Genomic DNA, 22653 nt, shown 5'->3' on the forward strand with positions numbered 1-22653 from the left:
CTTTTGACAATTCATTCCTGACTTTGCGGAGATTCCAGTGATCACAGTTCTTGCCGTGACCTTTGCAGCGGCAACTGTGGCGCCCTGGATCTTCCGGAAACTTCAGCGGAATGCCTTCTATGTCCTCGCGGCGGTTCCCACCATCGCTTTCATCTGGCTGATCCTGCAGTATGACCGGGTCTATCCCGGAAAAGGCGGGGACCCCAGCGGCGGCTTCATCGAAGAAATCCTCCCGTGGATTCCCAACCTCAAGCTTGAATTCGCCTTCCGCATGGACGTTTTGGCGTGGGTAATGTCATTGCTGGTGCTGGGTGTCGGCGCGTTGGTCCTGGTCTATTGCGCCCGGTACTTCAAGAACAAGGATGCGGGCCTTGGCGGGTTCGGAGCCCAACTACTTGCCTTCGCGGGTGCAATGTTCGGCCTGGTGACGGCGGACGACCTCCTGATGATGTTCATCTTCTGGGAACTCACCACTGTCCTGTCCTACCTCCTGATCGGCTACGCCCGCACCCGCCTCGCCGCCCGACGCTCGGCCTTGCAAGCCCTCATGGTCACCACCGCTGGCGGCCTGGCCATGCTCGTCGGCCTCATCATTCTGGGCCAGGCAGCCGGAACATACCGGATTTCGGCGATCATGACTCAAGCGGCCACCCTCGTCACGGGACCGGCCCAGGGGGCTGTTGCTGCCGCCGTCGTACTCATCCTGGTGGGCGCGATTACCAAATCGGCGCTTGTCCCCTTCCACTTCTGGCTCCCGGGCGCCATGGCCGCACCCACCCCTGTGAGCGCCTACCTGCACGCAGCGGCAATGGTGAAGGCCGGTATCTACATCGTGGCCCGCCTGGCTCCGGGATTCAGCGAGAGCCCCTACTGGTTGCCGCTGGTGCTCGGGCTCGGCCTTGCGACGATGCTGGTGGGCGGCTATCGGGCGCTCCGGCAGACCGACATCAAACTCATCCTCGCCTATGGAACCGTCAGTCAGCTCGGCTTCCTCACGATGGTGGTGGGCCTCGGCCGGCCCGACGCCGCACTGGCCGGCCTCGCGCTGTTGCTGGCGCACGGACTCTTCAAGGCCGCGTTGTTCCTGGTAGTGGGCATCATCGACCACCAATCCGGCACGCGCGATATCCGCAAACTCTCGGGTGTGTACAAGTCCTCGCGGGCGCTCGCCATTGTGGCGGGCATCGCCGCCGCGTCCATGGCCGGCATACCTCCGCTGGCGGGTTTCGTGGCCAAGGAATCCGTGTTGGAAACGTTCGTCCACTACGGCACTGATCACTCCGGTACTGGCCCTGATTCGCAACCGTGGGGGCTGGTCCTGCTAGTCGGCTTGGTGCTGGGGTCCATCCTCACGTTCGCTTACAGCGCCCGCTTCATGTGGGGTGCGTTCGCCACCAAACCGGGCGTGGACCGGACTCCGTTCAAAGCCATCCAGCCATCGTTCCTGGCGGCGCCGGCCATCCTGAGCTTCCTCACCATCGTGTACGGTCTGTGGCCGGATCCCGTTGACGGTTGGATCCAGCCGTATGCGGCGCTTTTTGTGGAACCCGCTGCCGGAACAAGCGCAACCGCAACAAACGCAGCCAGCGCCAGCCACCTCGCGCTGTGGCACGGACTGACGCCCGCCTTGGGACTGACCGCCCTGACGTTCGCGGCCGGCGTCGTGATGTTCTACGCCCGTAACCTCGTGTCCCGGGCGCAGGGCCGTGTCCCGGACTGGGTGGATGGCGATCGTGCCTACCAGCGCACCATCGGGGCCTTGGACGACGTCGCCGTGTGGGTCACCGGGCGCACGCAGCGCGGTTCCCTCTACTTCTACCTGGCGGTCATTCTCACGGTGGCTTTCGCCGTCCCGCTCACGGCACTTATCGTGGCCAACAAGCCGCTCCCGGGCGGTCTCTTCCTGATCGACCCGAATTCGCCGCTTCAGCTCATCGCCGCGGCAGGAATCGTTGTTGGCGCGCTGGCCGCAGTTCGCGCCAATAAGCGCTTCCTCGCCGTGCTGATGGTGTCCGTCACCGGCTACGGCATCGCGCTCATGTTCGCGTTGCAGGGAGCACCGGACCTCGCCTTGACGCAAATGCTGGTGGAGACCATCATCCTGGTGGCCTTCGTGCTGGCGATGCGAAGCCTCCCTCCGGAGCTCCGGGACCGCACCGGCGGCAAATACCGGGTGGTTCGCGTCATTATCGGCGTGGCGTTCGCGGTCACCATGATCTTCGTGGCGATCTACGCGATGGGCGCACGCATCGCCGAGCCTGTGTCGCTCTCCTTCCCCCGGCTGGCCTACGAGGGCGGCGGGGGACTCAATGTGGTCAACGTGACTTTGGTGGACATCCGGGCGTGGGACACGTTCGGTGAGATCTCGGTGCTGGCAATCGCCGCTACCGGCGTCGCGAGCTTGATCTTTGTCCGAAGCAGGGGGGAGCGCCTCAACAAGGCCTCCACGATTCCCGAGGGCACTGTGGGAAGGCGCGCCGCCGCCGGGGGCAGTTCGCGCGACGACGCCTCGCTGGCACTCGTCCGCAAGTTCGCGGGCAGCCTGACAGACCCCTGGCTCGTGGCCGGCCGAACCCTGGCACCCGAACGGCGTTCCATCATCTTCGAGGTGGTCACGCGGCTGATTTTCCACTCGATGATCGTTTTCTCCGTGTACCTGCTGCTGGCGGGACACAATCTTCCGGGAGGCGGCTTCGCCGGCGGACTCACTGCCGGGCTCGCCCTGACCATCCGATACTTGGCCGGCGGACGGTTCGAGCTGCGGGAAGCCGCACCGATCAGCGCCGGCATGCTGCTGGGAACGGGGCTTGCGACGGCGGCCGCGGCGGGCTTCGTGCCGTTGCTTCTGGGCGGTCAAGTGTTCCAAAGTGCCATCATCGAGTTCTGGCTGCCGCTATTCGGTGACATCAAGTTCGTGACCTCCACGATCTTCGACATCGGCGTGTACCTCGTTGTCGTAGGCCTTGCCCTGGACGTGCTGCGGAGCTTGGGTGCCGAGATCGACGAACACTTCGAAGAGACCGCCAGCGGAGACGCGGGGGGTTCAGGGGACGCCCGACCGGAAGCCCGTGCGGCTACTGCGACGGCGGCAAGCACTGCAGCGTCGGCAACCACCTCGCCCGGGAAAGGGACCCCATGAGCGTCAACTTGACCTTGTTGATCGTCATGGGAGTGCTCTACGCCTGTGGTATCTATTTGATCCTGGAACGCAGCCTGACCCGCGTCCTCCTGGGGCTCATGCTCCTGGCCAACGCCACCAACCTTTTGATCCTCGCGACGGGTGGCTATGCCGGACTTGCCCCGCTGTTCAACAAATCGACGGATCCGCGCGACTACAACGATCCTTTGCCGCAAGCGTTGATCCTGACGTCGATCGTGATTTCCTTCGCGGTGACGGCATTCATGCTTGGCATCATCTACCGGACCTGGGCGTTGGCACGCCAGGACGATATCCAGGACGATGCCGAAGACCGGCGCGTCGCGAAGACACCCAGCTTTGACGCCGAAGACGACTCGGTGGTTCCCGAGGAAACATCCGAATTCCCGGTCACGGCAGTCACCGAAGCTGCCAAGGAAGGAGGCCCCCTGTGAACATCGCCAGCCTGGCGCCGCTCGCCGTCGTACTTCCCATCCTCGGTGCCGCACTGACATTCGCCCTGAACAGGAACCCGCTGGCCCAACGCGCGGTCAGCATCGCTTTGTTGTCCCTTACCTTGCTCCTGGAATGCTGGCTCCTTGCCTCGGTATGGACTACAGGCACCGCGTCCGTCACTCTGGGCGGCTGGCAGCCGCCGTTTGGCGTGGTGATGGTGGTAGACCAGTTCTCCTCGCTCATGTTGGTGGTCTCCTCCGTCATCAGCCTCGCCGTGCTCGTCTATGCCACCGGCCAAGGCATGGCCGACGGCGACCGCGAGGCACCGGTCTCGATCTTCCACCCGACCTACCTGATCCTGGTGGCCGGCGTCTCCAATGCCTTCCTCACCGGTGACCTCTTCAACCTGTACGTCGGCTTCGAGATCTTGCTGACGGCGAGCTACGTGCTCATGACCTTGGGCGGCACCGGTCCGCGCATCCGCGCCGGGGTCACGTACGTGGTGGTTTCCGTCGTGTCCTCGGTGTTGTTCCTTATCGCCATCGCGATGATCTACGGGGCCACCGGGACCATCACCATGGCGGATCTCGCCATCAAGTTGGCCGAACTGGATCCGGGCACCAGGAACCTGCTTCACGTCATGCTGCTCGTGGCATTCGGCATCAAAGCCGCCGTGTTCCCGCTGTCCTTTTGGCTGCCGGACTCGTATCCGACGGCGCCAGCACCGGTCACAGCCGTGTTCGCCGGCTTGCTCACCAAAGTGGGTGTCTACGCCATGGTCCGGACGGAGACCCTCCTCTTCCCGGGCGATACTTTGAATACCCCGTTGATGGTGGTTGCACTCCTCACCATGTTGGTGGGCATTCTCGGTGCCATAGCCCAGAGCGACATCAAACGATTACTCTCCTTCACCCTGGTCAGCCACATCGGCTACATGGTGTTTGGGCTGGCCATGTCTTCCGTTGCCGGGCTTGCTGCCGCCGTCTTCTACGTGGCCCACCACATCACGGTCCAAACGAGCTTGTTCCTGGTGACTGGCTTGATTGAGCGCCGCGGTGGGAGCTCCTCCGTGGACAGGCTCGGTGGGCTCGCAAAGCTGTCTCCGCTCCTCGCGCTCTTGTTCTTCATTCCGGCCATGAACCTCGCAGGAATCCCGCCCTTCTCAGGGTTCTTGGGGAAGCTCGGACTCCTCCAGGCAGGCATTGCCCTGGGGACGCCACTGGCCATTACCTTGGTGGTGGGCGGCGTGGTCACGAGTCTCTTGACGTTGCTGGCAATTGCGCGCGTCTGGAACCGCGCCTTCTGGCGGAAACCGGAGGATGCGGATTACCCTGCCGCCGTCCTGAAAGACACGGCGGCCGTCGGGCTGCTTCCGCGGACCATGGTGGGGCCAACCGCCGCGCTCGTGGTCTTTGGCGTGGCGCTGACAGTCTTCGCCGGTCCGCTGTTCCAATTGGCCGGAAACTCCGCGGAACAGATGCTGGACCGTACCGCGTACATCCATTCCGTGCTCGGCGGGAATGCCAAAGTTCCAGGAATCGCGGCACCGCAGGGTGACGCACCCACCGGGGCCGTACCGCAGGGAGGTGGCAAGTGAGCCGCAAGCGGATTTCGTTCCGCACCGAGTTGCCCCTGCTGGTCTGGCTGGTGGTCGTTTGGGGTGCGCTTTGGCGGGACTTCAGCCCCGGCAACCTGGTGTTCGGTGCGCTGATCGCGGTGGTGGTAGCCAGGGTCTTCTACTTGCCTCCAGTGGAGCTCAGCGGACGATTCAACGTGCTGCGGGCCATTCCTTTCGCCGTCGTGTTCCTTGGCAAAGTGGTGGCCGCGAGTTTCCAGGTCATGTACTTGGCGGCCTTCCGGGGCCCCTCGGTAACCAACGCCGTCGTCGCGGTTCCCCTGCGTAGCCACTCCGACCTCATGGTGACCGCAACAGGGCACGTGATTTCGCTGATTCCGGGTTCCCTGGTGGTGGAGGTGGACCGCTCGACGTCCACGCTCTATATCCACGGGCTCAATGTCCGCAACGATGTGGACACCGCCAAGCTGCGCAAGGAAGTCCAGGACACGGAGGCCTCGTTGATCCGGATCATGGGTACCCGCACGGAATTGGACGCACTCCAGGCCGAAGGCTGGCCTGCAACGAGGGGAGCCGGCTCATGAAAGACATCGTGCTGATCGTCACGGCGGTGATTCTTAGCCTCGCGGCGGCAGGCGCGATCTACAGGATCGCCGTCGGGCCTTCATTGCTGGACCGGGTGCTCGCCTCAGACGTGCTGCTCGCCATACTGGGTGCCGCGCTGGCCATCGACATGGCCGTCAACAGGCACCTCAACAACCTCGTGCTGCTCGTCGCGCTGACGCTGATCGGGTTCATCGGATCGGTGACGGTGGCCCGCTTCGTGGCCGACCGGAGGGGACAAGTCAATGACTCCTAACGCCACCGGAGCGGACGCCGTCATCGATGCCGTCACCGCGGTACTGCTGATTGTTGGTGCCCTGATGTCATTGGGCGCGGCAATTGGACTGTTGCGGTTCCCGGACCTCATGAGCCGCATGCATGCAGCTACCAAGCCCCAAGTGCTGGGGCTGTTCCTTGTCTTGGCGGCCATGGGGCTGCAGATGCGCGAATGGTGGGTTTGGCCGGTCCTCGCGGTCGCTTGGATTTTCCAACTGCTGACTGTGCCCGTGTCCGCACACATGGTGGGCCGGGCAGGGTACCGGACCAAGCACCTCCACCCCGAGCTTCTCAGCACAGACGAACTCGAGGCCGTGGTGCTGCGGGCTGCCGGTCAACGGGCGGCGGAGAAAGCTCAAGAAGCGGGCTCGGCAATGCCCCACGCTGGGAACGCCCGCAACGGCGGGAGCGCAGGTCCTAACGGCGTCAACGGCGGGCCGTCAGCCTAGACGATGTCCTGCGTCTTCGAGAAGCGGGAGATGGCGCGCTGGGTGCTCCGGCCGGCGAGAACCTGGATGACGGCACTGACAGTTGCCGAAATCAGGGCGAAGGTCAGCGCTGAGCGGAGGCTCGTCTCCATGTCGTCGTGTCCCTTGGGCGGCTTGTTGCCCGTGGTTTTTTCCCACAGCGCGTTGACGAGCTTGGTGCCGACAAAGCCTGCGCCGATGCTCACGCCGGTGCCGAGCAGTTTGATGAGGAGGTTCATTCCGGGACTCCTTGCGGGTGGAAACAGGACCGTCCCCAGCCTAACCCCACTTCAGGGCAGTTCCGGAGCAACGGATGGGGCTTGGCGCCTCAGCCGGAAGAACTCCTGCAAGGCTCCCGGCTTTGGACGCACGGGAACAATGTCACGGTCTTCGGCCAGCACCGCTTCCACCGTGCCGAGGGCGAGGAGCTCATCCAGTAGCGCCAGCGTGGGTGGCATGAGCTTGAGCGTTCCGGCGGCTTCGGCATCCAGGATTCCGCGGACCGGCATCCACAAGGACGATGACGCTTCCGTGGTCTGGTGCCTTGGCTCGGCTCCGGAAACCGGGCAAGCAAGGTAGAAGTACGTGTCGAAGCGCTTGGGCTGGTCCGGCGGAGTGACCCAGTTGGCCCATGGGCGGAGGGTGGCGGCGTCGAGCTTCAGCCCGGCCTCTTCGAACACCTCACGCTGCGCGGCCGCCAGTACCCGGCCCGCGTTGAACCGGGCGGAGGAAGGCTCGACGGCGATGCTGCTCCGGTGCCATGCGGCGGCGTGGCGCTCGACGACGTCGTCCGTGAAGTCCCAGCCGGAGCTGTCCGCCTGGTCCACTCGTCCGCCCGGGAAGACGACCATTCCGGCAGCGAAATCCATCGTGGACACCCGGTGCTGGACGAACACCTCCAAAGCCTGCGCCGCGTCTCCAGAGCGCCCAGGAACTGCGGCATCCCGGAGCAGGATCACGCTCGCGGCGAGCCTCGGTTCGGCCACTGTGGTGCTGTTCGCTTCGCCCATGCCTGCCAAGACCGCTCCTTTGCCCGCTTGCTGTGTCACATTCTGCTGGATCATTCTCCCAGTTTCTGTGGCCGCCCGCGCCATTCCGGGCCGGACTGCGCTCGCCCGGCAAATGATCCAGGGGAATCCGTCGGAACGCTTTTTGCCGCCGCGCCCGCAACCCCTCCAAGGTGTAAACTGAACCACGCCCAAAAGGGTGGATTGATAACGACAGGGGAGCGCCGCCGTCGGGCTCGCAGCAATGCGGCACGGAGGACGGGCGCTGAGAGTGCGGACAGCCGCAGACCCTCGAACCTGATCCGGCTAGTACCGGCGCAAGGGAGTCGAGTTCTCATAGTGTCCGGAACCGGCGCGGCGGAGGCCGCTCGCAGGCAACCGGGGAACACTTTCCCCTCCTGTTCCTCAGGAGGACAAAATGACTGGTATTTCTGCAAGGCCGGGCCTCACCAAGCCTGGTTACAACTGGCGCGTCGTGGACATTGTTGTGGCGGCACTGATCTCGATCGCCGGTGGCGTGATCTTCTGGGCATGGGACCAGATGGCTCTGGTCGCCACGCCTATGTCCGCCGGCTACCCGCCCCTGAGCGGCCTGATCGCCGGCGGCTGGATGATTCCGGCAGTCTTGGGCATGCTCATCGTCCGCAAGCCCGGTGCGGCAATTTTCTGCGAAACAGTGGCCGCCACGAGTGAGCTCATCATGGGTTCGCAGTACGGCACCACGGTGCTGATCTCGGGCCTGCTCCAGGGCCTCGGTGCGGAACTCATCTTCCTGGCCTTCATGTACAAGAAGTTCAACCTGCCTGTGTCCCTGCTGGCCGGTGCCGGTGCGGGCCTGTTCTGCGGTCTGAACGACTCCTTCCTGCCGTGGGGCTGGAACATCGCCTACGAACCGGTCGACAAGCTCGCGTACATCGTGTTTTGCACGATCTCCGGGGCCGTCATTGCCGGTGCCCTGTCCTGGATCGCTACCCGCGGCCTGGCCAAGACTGGTGTGCTGAGCGCGTTCGCGTCCCGCAAGGCCGCTTCGGAGCCCGTCTTTTCCTGATGCCCAGTCCTGATTCCGGCACCTCTGCCGTGGTGCGACCCGCCGCCATTTCCGCGCAAGGCTGGGGCTGGCGGCACGCCGGCCGCACCACGCAGGCCATCCACGCCCTCGACCTGGACATCCGTCCCGGCGAGCGTGTTCTGCTGCTTGGCCCCTCGGGCGCAGGCAAGTCGACCCTCCTGCATGCCCTGGCTGGCGTGTTGGGCGAGGAAGGGGACGACGCCGACGAGACCGGTTCGTTGCTCGTGGATGGTGTTTCGCCGAAGGCCCAGCGGGGCCGTGCCGGACTCATGCAACAGGACCCCGAAACCCAGGTGGTGCTTTCCCGGCTGGGCGACGACGTCGCGTTCGGCGCCGAAAACCTTTGCGTGCCGCGGGAAGAAATCTGGAAGCGGGTCCATGAAGCGCTCGACGACGTCGGGCTGCGGCGTAGTGCCGGTGGCAGTGCGAGCGGCAACTTTGCGCTCGACCACCCGACGTCGGCCCTCTCGGGCGGGCAGAAACAACGCCTTGCGCTGGCCGGCATCCTCGCGATGCGGCCCGGCTTGATCCTCCTGGACGAACCGACCGCCAACCTGGACCCGGCCGGAGTGTTGGAGGTCCGCGATGCCGTGGGCCGCTGCCTGGACAAGACGGGCGCCACCTTGGTGGTGGTGGAGCACCGGGTTTCGGTCTGGAAAGACCTTGTGGACCGGATCGTGGTGCTCCAGCCGGGCAGTTCCTCCTCCACGGGAGTCTCGACGCCGGCGGTGCTCCTGGACGGCGATCCGGACACCGTTCTGGCGCAAGCAAGGGACATGCTCACTGCTGCGGGCGTTTGGGTGCCCGGGTACGTGCCGGCCACCCGGCCACGTTCGGGAACAGGCGCCGGAACGGCGGCCGGCTCCGGGGCGGGGAACGGGGCGTGGAGCTCCGCGGCGAGGAACGCGGGAGAGCTACTGCTCGCCACCCAGGAGCTCGCGGTGTCCCGCGAGCGGTCACGACGCCGGGGGTTCAAAACCATCCCGCCCCTTCCCGTGCAGGCCGGACTCAACGCCGAAGTGTTCGCCGGGCGAGCGCTGACCATCACTGGCCCCAACGGCGCGGGAAAATCGACGTTCGCTTTGACTCTTGCGGGGCTGTTGGCGCCGGTGTCCGGGGCGGTGACTGCCGCCGTCGGGCTCAGCGACGGTGCCGGCACTGACCCGTTCAAGTGGAAGGCCCAGCAGCTGATCTCCCGCATCGGGACCGTGTTCCAGGAGCCCGAGCACCAGTTCGTCACCGGCCGGGTGCTCGACGAGCTCATGTTCGGCCCCAAGCACCTTGGCCATGGCGAGGAGCGCGTGGACGAGTTGCTGGAGCGGCTGCGCCTGAGGCATCTCGTGGACGCCAATCCGTACACGCTCTCCGGCGGCGAAAAGCGCCGGCTATCGGTGGCCACCGTGCTTGCCGCGCATCCCCGCGTCCTGGTGCTGGACGAACCTACTTTTGGCCAGGACGCGAACACGTGGGCTGAGCTTGCGTCGTTCCTGTCGGAACTGCTCGACGCCGGCACATCCGTGGTTTCCGTGACCCACGACCAGGAATTCAGCTCCGTCCTGGGCGGCGCCGAGATGCGGCTCGAGCCTGCATTCCAAGGCGGCGCCCGGCAGGAAGCGGGTGCGGCATGAGGGACGCACTGACCCTGCGCGGCAACAATGCCCTCCTGACACGCGCGAATCCGCTGGCCAAGTTCGTGTCGGTCTTCCTGATCACCCTGGTGTTGGCGTTGTCCATCGACTTGGTGTCAGCCTCGACCGCGCTCCTCGGCGAACTGGCGTTGTTCCCCCTCGCGGGGCTCACCGTGCGCTTGCTCTGGCAGCGCGGCTGGCCCTTGATTATCGCGGCCGCGCTCGGAGGTTGGAGCACCGCGATCCTGTCGGCGGACAGCGGAAGGATACTGCTCGACGTCGGGATCTGGTCTATCAGCGAAGGCTCACTTCAGCTGGGACTCGGCTTCATGCTGCGTGGCCTGGCCATCGCGCTGCCAGCCATCCTCCTCATGAGCTGCACCGATCCGACCGACCTTGCCGATGCCTTGGCGCAGAAGGCGAAACTGCCGCACCGTTTTGTCTTGGGCACCTTGGCTGCGCTGCGGCTCGTCGGGCTCATGGCGGAGGAATGGCAGACCATCGGCATGGCACGGCGCGCGCGGGGTGTCGGCTCGCACGGGAGCCCGCCGCAACGGTTCAAGGCCATGCTCGGCCAAAGCTTCGGGCTGTTGGTCCAGGCGATCCGTCGGGCGTCCCGCTTGGCCGTGACCATGGAGGCGCGGGGCTTCGGCGGCGGACGGCGGACCTGGGCACGCGAATCCACCTACAGCCGCCTGGACGTCTGGGTTCTCGCTGGCGGGCTGGTCATTGCGGCCGCAGCCGTGCTCGCGGCCCAATGGGCAGGGACGTGGCACTTCGTCTGGCTGAAGCAGCCCAACTGACTCGCATTTGTTGTCGTTTTGGGGCCTCATAACGACAACTACTGCGAGTTACTTGGGTGGACGAGTGGCTGGCTTCTGGTGGCCGCGAGCAAACGCAACACGCAGGCTTTGGACCACGCATATCGCACGAGACGACTATTCTCCAGCATAATCGGCGTGTTGTGTCACAAAACCTCCAGTCCGTAGACCATCCGTGATATTTATTAGTCATGACGCAACCGACTGCCGAACATGTAGGTCTCCTTCTTCGCGACGCCCGTGGCGAAAAGGGCTGGACACAGGGACAGCTCGCTTCGGAACTGGGTACCAGCCAAAGTGCCATTGCCCGTATGGAGCAGGGCAAGCAGAACCTCAGCCTACGCATGATCGAGCGCCTTGAGTCGATCTTCGGGCGAACTATCGTCAAGGTCGGCAAACGGCAGATGACCCACCTGCGTGTGGAGGGCGGACGCACGCTCTCCGGCTCGGTGGACGTCAACAGCAGCAAGAATGCCGGCGTCGCCCTGCTCTGCGCGAGCCTCATCAATCGCGGCACCACCACTTTGCGCCGGCTTGCCCGGATCGAAGAAGTCAACCGGATCGTCGAGGTCTTGACCTCCATCGGTGTCGAGTGCACCTGGCTGAACGGCAACGATCTGCGCATCCGCCGCCCGGAGACCCTTGACCTCGCCTCCATGGACGTGGAGGCCGCACGCCGCACCCGCAGCGTCATCATGCTGCTCGGCCCCCTCCTCGATGAGGCAGCCTCATATCAACTGCCCTACGCCGGCGGTTGCGATCTCGGGACTCGAACCGTGGAACCGCACATGCAGGCGTTGCGGCAGTTCGGGCTCTCGGTGGAGGCCAAGGCCGGCTTCTATTCGGTACAGGCCCCACCTGCCGACGGCGACCACCGCACCTTCGTGCTCACGGAGCGCGGCGACACCGTGACCGAGAACGCCATCATGGCCGCCGCACACCGCAGCGGTACCACGGTGATCCGCAATGCCAGCCCCAATTACATGGTGCAGGACCTCTGTTTCTACCTGCAGAGGCTCGGCGTGGTGATCGACGGCATCGGGACAACCACCCTGAAGATCACGGGCCGCCCGGCGATCGACGTCGACATTGAATACTTCCCTTCGGAAGACCCGATCGAAGCCATGAGCCTGATCACCGCGGGCATCGTGACCAACTCGGAGGTCACCATCTGCCGGGTCCCCATCGAGTTCATGGAGATTGAACTTGCCACGCTTGAGCAGATGGGCCAGCAGCTCGACATCTCCGGCGAATACTTTGCGCGCAACGGACGGACTCGCTTGGTGGATGTCACCACCAAGCCATCACGCTTGCGTGCGCCTGAGGACAAGATCCATCCGATGCCGTTCCCAGGGCTGAACATCGACAACTTGCCGTTCTTCGCGGTCATCGCAGGCAATGCCGAGGGACAGACCATGATCCACGACTGGGTCTACGAGAACCGTGCGATCTACTTGACCGAGCTCAACAAGCTCGGTGCCCAGGTTCAACTGCTCGATCCGCACCGCATCTATGTCAATGGTCCGACCAAATGGCGCGGCGCGGAAGTCGGATGCCCCCCGGCACTCCGACCCGCAGCTTGCCTGCTGTTGGCCATGCTGGCGGCCCGCGGCACGTCCGAGTTACGCAACATCTATGTGATTGAGCGCGGATACGAGGACCTGGCCGAGCGGCTCAACACTATTGGTGCCAAGATCGAGTACTTCCAGGACTGACGCGCGTCGGATTCTGCACGATTCGGACTTCCAGCAGAATCATTCGGGCGTGCCGCAAAATCCCGATCTGTCTCCGCAAGGCCGCCATGGCGCACAATGGATCCGTGCGCACTTTTGGTGTGGAAGAGGAATTGCTGATCGTCGATCCCGTGACCGGCGAGCCGCTCGCCCTTGCCGACGCGCTCCTCTCGGGCCCCGCCCAGGACGGCCCCGAAGGCCGCGATGGCTCCGGCCACCATGACCCACCCCACGACGGCCCCGCGCTCGACGGCAACGGCAGCCCCGAAATCGGGCCTGCCCTTGAGGAGATCGACGGTCCCGATACCGGCCTAAGCCACGAGCTCAAGCTTGAGCAGATCGAAACCCAGACCCGGCCATGCCGCAGCTACGCGGAGCTCTTGCACCAGATCCGCAGGGCCCGGGGCCTCGCGAGCCACGCCGCACGGCGCCACGGCGCAAGGATCGCCGCGTTGGCCACATCGCCCGTGGACGCCGCGTTGCACACCACTCCGGATCCCCGGTACGCCATCATGCTCGAACGCTTCGGCATCACCGCACACGAACAGCTCACCTGCGGATTCCACGTGCACACCTCGATCGAGTCCCCCGAGGAAGGTGTGATGGTCCTGGACCGCATCCGGGACAAGCTCGCCGTCTTCACCGCGATCAGCGCCAATTCACCCTACTGGCGGGGGCTGGCCACCGGTTTTGAGAGCTACCGGACGCAGGCATGGAACCGCTGGCCGTCCTCGGGGCCGTCGGCCATCTTCGGTTCCTTGGCTGCTTACCGGAGGGTTGTCAGGAGGCTCATCGAAACGGGAGTGTTGCTCGACGAGGGGATGGTTTACTTCGACGCCAGGCTCTCCCGGCACGTTCCCACAGTGGAGGTCCGGGTGGCCGATGTCTGCCTACGGGCCGAGGATGCGGCGCTCCTCGCAGTGCTCGTCAGGGCCTTGGTCGAGACTTCTGTTCGTGAGTACCATGCCGGAATAGAGCCGGCGGCCGTACCCACGGCGCTTTTGCGGATGGCGTCCTGGCAGGCAAGCAACTTTGGACTACGCACCGAGCTGCTGGACTTCGGAACGTTCCGCCCGGAGCCCGCCGCGGACGTCGTCTGGTCGTTGGTGGAGTATCTGGAACCTGTGCTGGCCGAGCAGGGTGAATTCGACCTGGTCCAAACCGGAGTGGCAGCGATCCTGGGCCGTGGCAACGGCGCCATCGAACAGCGTGGTGTCGCTGAGCGCTGGAGCGAGAGCAACGGGGGCGCGCCCGACGCCGCCGGGCTGGCCGCCGTCGTCGAGCACGCTGTTCAGATCACGATGCGCTCAGAGCGGGACGAGAGCGACACCAAGCCGCAACCCGTCCTCACTTGGGTGCGCCAGGACTGGCGCGAAGCGCCGGGCTAACCCGGCGCCCGGCTAGACCTGCTTGAGGGCCCGCTCCAGGTCCCCGATGAGGTCGTCCACATCCTCCAGGCCCACCGAAAGCCGCACGACGCCGTCGCTCAGGCCAATGGCCGCGCGGCCTTCCGGACCCATGGCGCGGTGCGTGGTGGTGGCGGGGTGGGTAATAAGGGACTTCGAATCGCCCAGGTTGTTCGAGATGTCGATGACGGCGAGCCCGTCCAGCAGCGCGAAGGCGGCCTCTTTTGCCGATCGCCCGGCAGAGGGGAGCAGCTCCAAGGTGAGCACGGTTCCGCCGGCCTTCATTTGCTTCGCGGCGAGCTCGAACTGCGGGTGCGACTTCAGGAGCGGGTACTTGACCCAGCTGATGGCCGGCTGTTCCTCAAGCCATTCGGCGATCCGCAACGCAGATGCCGAGGAGTGATTGACGCGCAGCGCCATCGTCTCCAGGCCCTTGGTCAGGACCCAGGCGTTGAACGCGGAAAGCGACGGCCCGGTGTGCCGCATGAGCTGCTTGACGGGACCGTCGATGAATTCCTTGGTGCCCAGGATTGCTCCGCCAAGGACCCGGCCCTGGCCGTCGATGTGCTTGGTGCCCGAGTAGACAATCACGTCTGCGCCGAGCTCGCCGCAGCGCTGCAGCAAGGGGGTGGCGAAGACGTTGTCGACGACGACGGTAGCGCCGGCTGCGTGGGCCAGCTCGCTCACCGCGGCGATGTCCACGATTTCCTGCATCGGGTTCGACGGCGACTCGAAGAACACTGCGGTTGTCGGCTCGGACAGGGCAGCACGCCACTGGTCCAGGTCAGGCCCGTCGACGAAGACGGTCTCGACACCCCAGCGCGGCAGGATCTCGTTGAGGATGACGAAGCAGGAACCGAAGAGCGAGCGGGCGGCAACCACGCGGTCACCGGCAGCCAGCAACGCACCGAGGGCGGTGAAGACTGCGGACATGCCCGACGCCGTCGCGAAGCACGCTTCGGTGCCTTCGAGCAGGCGGAGGCGCTCCTGGAAGGTGGCTACGGAGGGGTTGCCGTAGCGGGAGTAGACGAAGCGCTCGTCCTCGCCCGTGAACGCGCGCTCTGCAGCTGCGGCGGATTCGTAGACGAAGCCGGAGTTCAGGAAGACGGCCTCGGACGTTTCCTGGAAGTTGGTGCGGTCAAGGCCGCCGCGGACTGCCTGGGTGTCAGGGCCCCAGCCGGCGGCGTCAGGATTGAAAGTCACTTAGATGTTCCCCAGGTTCGTTGGAAGTCCGCGGTTTTTCCAGCCGTTCACGGTTCGCTCGCCGTAGCGGTCCGGTTCGCCCTCAAAGCCCTCAAGGACGTTGTAGGCGGTGTAGCCGGCCTGCGTTGCGGCGATCGCAGCGGCGATGGAACGCTGGCCGGAGCGGCAGAGGAAGACCAATTCGGTGCCGTCCGCTTCGGGAGCCTGCTGCTTCAGATCGTCGATGAAGCGTGAGTTGGGGATCCCGCCGGCCAGGTTCCACTGGATGAACAAGGGATCGTTCTCGGTGGCTTTGGTGTCCGGGATCCCGATGTGTGCCCACTCGCCTTCCGTTCGGACGTCCACCAGGATGGCGCCTTGTTCCAGCTTGGCCCAGGCGTCGTGCGGGCTGAGGTCGCCTGCATAGCTCATGCGTGGCCCTCGCCGTCGAACTCTTCATCAAGCTGGTCTACTGCATTGGCAACTGCGGCATCCGCGCTCGCGATCGCCGCGGGCAGGACGACAGCCTGGGCCACGATCACGTCGGTGCCGTTGAAGGTCGCGGCCGGACTGCCGTGCAACACATATCCCTCTGCGAGGGCGGTGGAAATCCGCTCGCAGAATTCCTTGGTGTCAGGGCCCGTGACGAGACGGTAGGAGAGTTTTTCTTCGGTGGGTTCAGGCATTGGTGCTCCTCAGTCACGCTTGCAGTTCGAAAGTGTCGATACGCCGAGTAGTCACCTGAGGCACCCCGCCGGAGAGAGGGTTGCCGACCAGCAAGTCAGGGCTTCGCGCTGGTACTCATTACTCAAGAAGAAAAATAACATCCACGACGGCGCCCTGCAGCACCGGCCGTCGTCATGTTCCGTAACCGGACGGCTGTGGATGGTGGGCCCACGCTGGCGAGGGCCCCGGGCTGAGCTTGCGAAGACTGGGAGCCAGTGGGTGGGCCCACGCTGGCGAGGGCCCCGGGCTGAGCTTGCGAAGACTGGGAGCCAGTGGGGATTAGGATTCGGTTTCATCGGGCAGCGGTTCCAGGCTCGCCTGGATCCGGGGTGGGAGGGCGTCGAGCCGTGACCCTACCCCTGTGGGGGAGTGATGAAAAGTGGAACCTTGATGCTTCCGGATTTCCAGCAACTCGTGGACGGATATCCCGGTGGCCGTGGCGAGTGCATGCAGCGAGAGGCTGTTGTGATGAGCCAAGGCAAAAACAACACCCGACAGGGCTTCGAAACCTTCGGTCTCGTAGATTTCCTTCACCAAGTTGGACATGCCATTCGCATCATCGATTGATCCCGCTGACGCACCAGTCGCCATGGCCGTCAGCGACCATGCAGCAGAGTCGGGGCTGATGTAGATGCTCATGTCGATACCCTACGGACTCAGGCCCGCTTGGGGAATGGGCGATACGTTTATCTTTATGGCAGCACTCACCGATCTTGACCGCCAGCTCCTCTCTGCCCTGAGGGAGGACGGCAGGGCGTCCGTGGCCAGCCTCGCGCGCACGTTGGGCGTCGCCAGGGCCACTGTGAATAGCCGGCTCGAGCGTCTTGTCTCCTCCGGAACCATCGTTGGTTTTACCGCGAGGGTGCGCGACGAGGTCGATCCACTTGCGATTCGGGCTATTGCGCTCATTGCAGTGGAGGGAAGGTCTGCCGACAAGGTTATTCGCCAGCTCCGGGGACTTCCCGAGATTTGGGCGCTGCACACCACGAACGGCGGATGGGACCTCGTGGCGGAGCTACGCACGGAAAGCCTCAGCGATTTTGACCAGGTGCTGGGCAGGATCCGCGGCATCGAGGGGATCGTCAATAGTGAGACGAGTCTTTTGCTCAGCTCAGTCCTGCGATAACCGCTCACGTGACGTCGGCAGGCCACTTAAGCATTAAGTGCAATAACGGTCGTCATTTTGTACAGATTTTCAATGAAAAGTACGTACTTTGGCAATTGTGGATGCATATCGCCGCTCCGTAGCCTCGTAGCAACAGTGCTTATGAGGGAAAGGAGCGCACATGACGCGCTTTGTCGATGTCCGCAATATGGTTCGCTGGACGGCCGGGCGGGGCCCGGAGGCCATCATCTCGGAGATGATCCAGTACTTGGAGGACGACTTCCAGCGGTGGGAATCTTTTGACAAGACTCCGCGGGTGGCAAGTCACACGCCATTTGGCGTCATCGAGCTGATGCCCACCAGCGACCACGAAACATACGGCTTCAAGTATGTAAATGGACACCCTTCGAATCCCGCGCGCGGCTTCCAGACCGTGACAGCTTTCGGTGTGCTGTCCGACGTCCATAACGGCTACCCGACGTTCCTTGCGGAGATGACTGTGCTGACAGCGCTGCGGACGGCGGCCACGTCCGGAATGGTCGCGAAGAAACTCGCGCGCCCCGACGCCCGGATCATGGGGATGATCGGAACCGGAACCCAATCGGAGTTTCAGGCGCTGGCCTTCCGGGCGGCCCTGGGTATCAACACGGTCAGGATCTGGGACACGGATCCGGCTGCGATGGAAAAGTTCGTCCGGAACATGGCTCCCCTCGGCTTCGACATCACCATCGCAGCTTCGGCGGCGCACGCAGTTGAGGGCGCCGACGTCATCACCACATGCACGGCGGACAAGGCCAATGCCACGATCCTGACAGCAGACCAGGTTTCGCCCGGTGTTCACATCAACGCGATCGGAGGCGATTGCCCAGGGAAGACCGAACTCGACGCTGCCATCCTGGAACTCGGTGACGTCTTTGTGGAATACGATCCCCAGACGAGGATTGAAGGCGAGATCCAGCAAATGTCCGCCGATTTTCCCGTCACCGAATTCTGGCAGGTCCTGGGCGGGCACGCGCCGGGCCGGATCTCCAAGGACCAGATCACGATATTCGATTCCGTGGGCTTCGCGGTCGAGGACTTTTCCGCCTTGCGGTATCTCCGCGATGCCGTTGACGGCTCGGAGTTCTTCGAAGAGATCGACCTCGTCGCCAACCCCGATGACCCCAAGGACCTCTTCGGCCTGGTGCGGGCACTGTCTCCGATCGGATCCTGAGAAGCCCAACTCACTCGCATTTGTTGTCGTTTTGGGCGCTCAGAACGACAACAACTGCTAGTCACTTGGGGGAGAAGCCTGGTGCGCCGGCCCCAGAACCGGCGCACCAGACGTTTTATCCGGGCATTCCTCCTAGCCTCGTCGCCAACCGGCTATACCGCCGCCAGGCGCAGGATCAGCTCGGCATGCCCAGGGAACCTCAAAACGAGCGACTCGATGTCCCGAGCCGTTGGTTTCGTGGAGTCCGATCTCTCGTATCCCGGTGAGAGGCTGCAGCTGACCAAGGCGAACCCCGGTCCGGCCAACTCGGCACCGAACCAGGTGGAGTTGGGGGCAACTCCTTGCAAGGTCTCGCCTGCTTCCGGGTCCGGACCCAACAAGGCCTCGGTATACCCAAAGTCCTGATAGCCCAGCTCCCGGGAGAAGACATGCAGCCTGATTGGTGTCCCCAAATGGAAGAACCACAGTTCGTCCTGCTTGAGGGCGTGCAACTGGAGGACCTCCCCCGCCTCCAGCAGGTACCAGTTGGAGCTGTAGAGCGGATGGTCGACGCCGAAGCGCGGAGGCAGCGCCGAACCGGCGATATCCTCGTTGCTCACGAGCGCGGGCGCGAACCAGCCGCCCACGCTAGCGGGGGACATGTCCAGCTGTTTGATCCAGTCCTCGGCGAATCCACTCATGTGACCGGATACTTCAGCGAGAAGCAGACGGTAATCCCGATGATGTCCTTGCTGCCCAGGGCACGCAGCAACCCTTTTTGGGTCACGATGTCCACATTCACCATGCCGCCCTCCTTGCTGGAGACGGCGATGGTTTCGTGAAAGTTGAGCAGCGGCTTTCCGCTCGCCATCACTTCCTTGTCGTGGGCAACGTGTTCCGCGCGCGAGTCTTGGTGCCCGATCAGCTCCGACTTGCTCATGCCCACCAGGTCCGCGAAGTTCTGGTTGACCCACAGAAAGACCGAATTCGCGTCCTTCACCACCCAGTACACGCCGTCCTGCCGGTCCAGCACATCGGCGACGCTCATGGGCGGAACTGTGGGAAGGAGCGCCGGGTCCAACGCCGGGGCGACAGTCATGGCGCAGCCGCCGTTCCGCCGTCGGCCTCTAGTCTTTCGGCGAGGTCTTGCGCCAAGGCCACCATTGTCATGGTGGGGTTCCAGGAACCGCCGGTGGGCCAGAGGCTTCCGCCGGTGACGAAGACGTTCCGCACACCGTTGAGGCGGTAGTCGGTCCCGACGACGGCGTCCTCCTCTTCGCCGATCGGCAGGCTTGAGCTTTCGTGGACCAAGCCCGGCACACGGCGCTCCGGGATGGCGGGACGCTCGGCACCCCAGGTTCCGGCGTCGGGATCTCCGTGCCAGTATTCGACGCGCTCCGCACCTGCGGGGGACAGGACCCGCTCCAGCATCTGGAAGGTTCCCTCGTCCATGGTGTCCCACGTGTCGTCGTCGGTGGAGTTGGCCAACACCTGCAAGGTGACGTTGCAGGTGGGGTCCCCGCCGCCGGAGAGCCGCAAATGGTTCTCCGGGTTGCTTTTGTCCAGTTCGCCGAGGACGGCACAGACGAACACCAAATAGTCCTCCGAGGACCGCAGCTGGGCGAGCGAAGCCGTGGCGACGACGTCGGGAGCGTAGCGTTCGGATTTCTGGGCGTTCTTGTCCGGGCAACGGTCGGAGAGGACCGAAAGCTGCACGTGGTACTGCATTCCGGCCCGACTCTTGCCCGCCAAATAGATGGCCGCCAGTTCCAACTCGCCGAGTTGTTCGCTGAAATCAAAATCCTCGCGGGGAACCCGGGCCACCACCGAGGTGATGAAGTGGGCGCTGAAGTGCCCACCGGCGCCCTGGACCTGCGGGAAGGAATTCAGGACCAGGGTTGCCGGCGGAAGAGTGCCCATGGCCAAGACCAGATTGGCGTTGCCGACGTTCACCACGCCGCGGTTGGTGTTCAACGCCGTAGCCCGTCCGTCCTGCTGGAGCACGCTCAACACGGTGCAGTCCGTGACCATGCGAAGAGCGGCGCCCTTGCCTTGGGCCTCAAGTGCCGCTTGCTTGTCCGTCAGTTCAAGGAGGACTGCCGGCGTCGAGAACTTCGCGAAGTCCACGCCCGACGTCGCGCCGGTCGCCGCAGCGAGCGGGGCCGGCATGCTGCGGGTGGCGGAATCGATCTTGTGAAGGCCCGCCTCAAGCCTTTCCTGGAGGGCTTTCTGCATGATTCCGTAGACGGGCCGGGTGTCGTTGATCAGATCGACGACGGCGGCCGACCGACCGGCGTCGATTTGGTCCGCCGAAACCACGTTGAGCAGGTCTTCCGCGGACGTGAAGTGCGACTTGGCGGCGTCCATCACTGCCCGCGGCCAGCCCCGCATTTCATCTTCCTCGGGGCGGGGGCACCATGCGCTCCACATGATGCTGCGTCCGCCGTAGAAAGGGACCATGCCGTGCTGCCAGGAAATCTTGCCTGGCGGCTGGGTGGCCGTGGCGGCCGCCAAGGTCCACGGGAAGGTCTCCGAGAGGCCCCCCAGGGTCTCCTTGTAAGGCAGCGGAAGGTTCTGGAAGTGCTGCGGCAAGAAAAACGGACCCCGTTCAATGATCAGGATCCGTGCGTGCGGGTTGACTGTCAGTGTCCGCTCAGCAAAGGCGTAGGCGCAGAACCCGCTGCCGATGACGATGTGGTCGAATTGCTCTTCTTCGCGGACTTTTTTCCATTCCCCCTCGGAGAGGAAGAAAACATGATCCATGACCTTCTGGGGCGAGGGATCCTGGGGTCCGGGCGTGGGAAAACCGTGATTGAAATTCTGGGACGAAGAAACTGCACTCACAATGATGCCCTCCATCAACTTTGCTGATTCCACGGCACCGTGAAACCAGGTGCCCGCTGGGCCGAGAGGCAGATCACCCTTCCCCAGCAGAGTTCACGGGACTAGTTAACTACTGCCGCCATGGCGGCACAATAGAGTTCGGCAAGCTAAATTGCCTGGCCCGCTACACTCGGATCCATGGTGGGTCATTGGGGAACCAAAACCGTAGGGGTATTACTGGTAGGGCTGCTGCTTGCGGCCGGTTTGTCCGGCTGCGAATATACCGACGCCGGCGATCCGCAGCCGGCCGCCGGGCCGACGCGGAGTTCCCCGCCACGGGTCCAGTTGCCCACTAAGGATCAGGCAACCGTTGCGCTCGAAGCCAGCAACCTCGTTGCCGCCAAGCAACTTCTCGGGGCTGCTTCCGGAGCGGTGATCCTGGAGGATTCAGGCACGGTGGGTGGCCCCGTCAGCGGGATTAGAAAGACTGCGAGGGTGGAGGACGCAGGCCCGTATACCGTGACCGCAGCCTGTGTTGGCGCCTCGGACGTCCAGTTGGTCATCGCCCAGGATCCACGGACCGGCCTGGCCCCGCAGGACCAGACGTTCGATTGCTCTGTTCCCTATGCTCGCGTTGTTCAGCTGCAGCCAGGGCCGGTCACTGTCCAGGTCATGGTGATGCGGGCATATGCAGGCGCTTCCGCCGCGTCTACCGGCGGCGGAGTCGCCGCGGTAAGGATCACGGCCGGCGGCTGAAATCCTCCGGCAAGCAGGCCGCGGCTATTGAAGGTGTCCCGGTTCCGGCGCGGTCCCAGGTGGCCGATGCGGCGGGGGTGGGCCGGGATGCGGGGGCCTGGGTACATGTTTGTGCAGGTGCGGCGGATGCGGGGGTGGCGGGCCACCGCGCAGGTGCGGCGGCTGCGGGATCTGCCGAGACCCCTCCGGTGCGTTCTCCCCGGGCGCGGTGTCCACCGTCTTGAGCCCGGCATCCTCGCGACCGGTTCCCATGGCGGCATCGTTGGATTCCTCGGTCACGAGCCCGTAATAGCTGTAGAGTTCCTGTTCCTGCGTCTCCGTGATCACGCCGCGGTCGCTCTCGATGCGCGGACCGTTCTTCACTTTGTCCTTGGCGAAGGCCACCCTGATCACCGAATTCTCCAGGCTGGCCCCGGAAAGCGGGGCGAAAGACTCTGACATGCCGAACAAGCCGGTCCGCACAGTGACAAAGACAGGATCCCCGGAATCACCACTGGTGAAGATTTGTTCCACTGAGCCGATTTTTTCCCCGTCGGCGTCCACCACAATCCCTCCGTTGAGGACGATGTTATCGATGTCCTGCAGACTGAGCATGAGGTAGATCCTTCTCGTACGGGCCCGGTGCTACCGCCCGAGCTGTTCTATATTCTGTCGCGATTCTTCGCACCCGGCGATAGGCTCCGTTTCCGGC

The 22653-nt window shown here is 64.2% G+C and carries 24 protein-coding genes and 2 riboswitches; of the genes, 14 read left to right on the forward strand and 10 right to left on the reverse strand.

Features of this window, described 5'->3' with window-relative positions:
- Window positions 1–37 precede the first annotated feature (37 nt).
- Genes ACFVTG_RS09740 through mnhG form a run of 6 tightly spaced genes read left to right on the forward strand, consistent with a single transcriptional unit; the run spans window position 38 to window position 6496 of the window.
- Entirely contained in the window at window positions 38–3139 is a 3102-nt protein-coding gene (locus tag ACFVTG_RS09740; protein ID WP_390279946.1) for a Na+/H+ antiporter subunit A, read from the forward strand.
- A complete protein-coding gene (locus ACFVTG_RS09745) occupies window positions 3136–3591 on the forward strand; it encodes a Na(+)/H(+) antiporter subunit C (RefSeq protein WP_059389840.1) in 456 nt (151 codons plus the stop codon). The genes ACFVTG_RS09740 and ACFVTG_RS09745 overlap by 4 nt, the downstream gene beginning before the upstream one ends.
- Complete coding sequence (locus ACFVTG_RS09750; protein ID WP_284755228.1) at window positions 3588–5189, forward strand: Na+/H+ antiporter subunit D; 1602 nt, start codon at window positions 3588–3590, stop codon at window positions 5187–5189. The genes ACFVTG_RS09745 and ACFVTG_RS09750 overlap by 4 nt, the downstream gene beginning before the upstream one ends.
- A complete protein-coding gene (locus ACFVTG_RS09755; RefSeq protein WP_390279948.1) occupies window positions 5186–5752 on the forward strand; it encodes a Na+/H+ antiporter subunit E in 567 nt (188 codons plus the stop codon). Before ACFVTG_RS09750 ends, ACFVTG_RS09755 begins: the two co-directional genes overlap by 4 nt.
- Window positions 5749–6027 carry a monovalent cation/H+ antiporter complex subunit F gene (locus ACFVTG_RS09760; protein ID WP_059389843.1) on the forward strand — a complete coding sequence of 93 codons (279 nt, stop codon included), beginning with the start codon at window positions 5749–5751 and terminating at the stop codon, window positions 6025–6027. The genes ACFVTG_RS09755 and ACFVTG_RS09760 overlap by 4 nt, the downstream gene beginning before the upstream one ends.
- Entirely contained in the window at window positions 6017–6496 is a 480-nt protein-coding gene (mnhG, locus tag ACFVTG_RS09765; RefSeq protein WP_390279951.1) for a monovalent cation/H(+) antiporter subunit G, read from the forward strand. The genes ACFVTG_RS09760 and mnhG overlap by 11 nt, the downstream gene beginning before the upstream one ends.
- Here mnhG and ACFVTG_RS09770 read toward each other — a convergent pair.
- A complete protein-coding gene (locus ACFVTG_RS09770; RefSeq protein WP_284755224.1) occupies window positions 6493–6753 on the reverse strand; it encodes a DUF4235 domain-containing protein in 261 nt (86 codons plus the stop codon). The two genes, mnhG and ACFVTG_RS09770, sit on opposite strands and share 4 nt — an antisense overlap.
- A 51-nt stretch (window positions 6754–6804) precedes the next feature.
- The gene (locus ACFVTG_RS09775; protein WP_284755223.1) at window positions 6805–7578 is read right to left on the reverse strand and encodes an NUDIX domain-containing protein; all 774 of its coding nucleotides are present in this window, start codon (window positions 7576–7578) and stop codon (window positions 6805–6807) included.
- A 148-nt stretch (window positions 7579–7726) separates the two neighbouring features.
- Window positions 7727–7863: riboswitch (TPP riboswitch) on the forward strand.
- 76 nt (window positions 7864–7939) lie between these two features.
- Here ACFVTG_RS09775 and ACFVTG_RS09780 point away from each other — a divergent pair.
- From ACFVTG_RS09780 to ACFVTG_RS09800, 5 genes are all read left to right on the forward strand, one after another.
- Complete coding sequence (locus ACFVTG_RS09780; protein ID WP_345448478.1) at window positions 7940–8569, forward strand: ECF transporter S component; 630 nt, start codon at window positions 7940–7942, stop codon at window positions 8567–8569.
- Window positions 8569–10218, forward strand: coding sequence for an ABC transporter ATP-binding protein (locus tag ACFVTG_RS09785; protein ID WP_390279953.1), 1650 nt, complete (start codon window positions 8569–8571; stop codon window positions 10216–10218). Before ACFVTG_RS09780 ends, ACFVTG_RS09785 begins: the two co-directional genes overlap by 1 nt.
- Entirely contained in the window at window positions 10215–11021 is an 807-nt protein-coding gene (locus tag ACFVTG_RS09790) for an energy-coupling factor transporter transmembrane component T (RefSeq protein WP_284755217.1), read from the forward strand. Before ACFVTG_RS09785 ends, ACFVTG_RS09790 begins: the two co-directional genes overlap by 4 nt.
- Before the next feature lie 209 nt (window positions 11022–11230).
- The gene (locus tag ACFVTG_RS09795) at window positions 11231–12754 is read left to right on the forward strand and encodes a UDP-N-acetylglucosamine 1-carboxyvinyltransferase (RefSeq protein ID WP_284755216.1); all 1524 of its coding nucleotides are present in this window, start codon (window positions 11231–11233) and stop codon (window positions 12752–12754) included.
- Between the two features lie 104 nt (window positions 12755–12858).
- Window positions 12859–14160, forward strand: a complete 1302-nt coding sequence (locus tag ACFVTG_RS09800) for a glutamate--cysteine ligase (RefSeq protein WP_390279955.1) — start codon at window positions 12859–12861, stop codon at window positions 14158–14160.
- A 12-nt stretch (window positions 14161–14172) separates the two neighbouring features.
- Here the strand turns inward: ACFVTG_RS09800 and ACFVTG_RS09805 are convergent, their stop codons facing one another.
- The 4 genes from ACFVTG_RS09805 to ACFVTG_RS09820 all read right to left on the reverse strand — a co-directional run bounded on the left by ACFVTG_RS09805 (window position 14173) and on the right by ACFVTG_RS09820 (window position 16725).
- The gene (locus ACFVTG_RS09805; RefSeq protein WP_390279957.1) at window positions 14173–15381 is read right to left on the reverse strand and encodes an O-succinylhomoserine sulfhydrylase; all 1209 of its coding nucleotides are present in this window, start codon (window positions 15379–15381) and stop codon (window positions 14173–14175) included.
- Window positions 15382–15792 (reverse strand): rhodanese-like domain-containing protein, encoded by a 411-nt coding sequence (locus ACFVTG_RS09810; protein WP_284752824.1) that lies wholly within the window; start codon window positions 15790–15792, stop codon window positions 15382–15384.
- Window positions 15789–16046, reverse strand: a complete 258-nt coding sequence (locus tag ACFVTG_RS09815; protein ID WP_269995262.1) for a DUF1737 domain-containing protein — start codon at window positions 16044–16046, stop codon at window positions 15789–15791. Before ACFVTG_RS09815 ends, ACFVTG_RS09810 begins: the two co-directional genes overlap by 4 nt.
- 10 nt (window positions 16047–16056) lie before the next feature.
- Window positions 16057–16169: riboswitch (SAM riboswitch) on the reverse strand.
- Between the two features lie 196 nt (window positions 16170–16365).
- Window positions 16366–16725, reverse strand: a complete 360-nt coding sequence (locus ACFVTG_RS09820; protein ID WP_284752825.1) for a hypothetical protein — start codon at window positions 16723–16725, stop codon at window positions 16366–16368.
- Between the two features lie 55 nt (window positions 16726–16780).
- Here ACFVTG_RS09820 and ACFVTG_RS09825 point away from each other — a divergent pair, with 55 nt between their 5' ends.
- Entirely contained in the window at window positions 16781–17212 is a 432-nt protein-coding gene (locus ACFVTG_RS09825; RefSeq protein WP_284752826.1) for an Lrp/AsnC family transcriptional regulator, read from the forward strand.
- Window positions 17213–17372: 160 nt separating this feature from the next.
- Complete coding sequence (locus tag ACFVTG_RS09830) at window positions 17373–18404, forward strand: ornithine cyclodeaminase (protein WP_390279961.1); 1032 nt, start codon at window positions 17373–17375, stop codon at window positions 18402–18404.
- 152 nt (window positions 18405–18556) lie between these two features.
- On the opposite strand, the gene ACFVTG_RS09835 is transcribed toward ACFVTG_RS09830, so the two are convergent.
- The 3 genes from ACFVTG_RS09835 to ACFVTG_RS09845 are packed head-to-tail and all read right to left on the reverse strand — an operon-like array spanning window position 18557 to window position 21227.
- A complete protein-coding gene (locus ACFVTG_RS09835; protein WP_284752828.1) occupies window positions 18557–19084 on the reverse strand; it encodes a cupin domain-containing protein in 528 nt (175 codons plus the stop codon).
- A complete protein-coding gene (locus tag ACFVTG_RS09840; RefSeq protein ID WP_390279963.1) occupies window positions 19081–19482 on the reverse strand; it encodes a PAS domain-containing protein in 402 nt (133 codons plus the stop codon). The genes ACFVTG_RS09835 and ACFVTG_RS09840 overlap by 4 nt, the downstream gene beginning before the upstream one ends.
- A complete protein-coding gene (locus ACFVTG_RS09845) occupies window positions 19479–21227 on the reverse strand; it encodes a GMC oxidoreductase (RefSeq protein ID WP_390279965.1) in 1749 nt (582 codons plus the stop codon). The genes ACFVTG_RS09840 and ACFVTG_RS09845 overlap by 4 nt, the downstream gene beginning before the upstream one ends.
- Before the next feature lie 177 nt (window positions 21228–21404).
- Here ACFVTG_RS09845 and ACFVTG_RS09850 point away from each other — a divergent pair, with 177 nt between their 5' ends.
- Window positions 21405–21962: a hypothetical protein gene (locus tag ACFVTG_RS09850; protein ID WP_390279967.1), complete on the forward strand. Its 558-nt coding sequence runs from the start codon at window positions 21405–21407 to the stop codon at window positions 21960–21962.
- Between the two features lie 24 nt (window positions 21963–21986).
- On the opposite strand, the gene ACFVTG_RS09855 is transcribed toward ACFVTG_RS09850, so the two are convergent.
- A complete protein-coding gene (locus ACFVTG_RS09855; RefSeq protein WP_390279969.1) occupies window positions 21987–22556 on the reverse strand; it encodes a PRC-barrel domain-containing protein in 570 nt (189 codons plus the stop codon).
- Window positions 22557–22653 lie beyond the last annotated feature (97 nt).

It is taken from the genome of Arthrobacter sp. NPDC058127, assembly GCF_042884555.1.
Lineage (GTDB): Bacteria > Actinomycetota > Actinomycetes > Actinomycetales > Micrococcaceae > Arthrobacter.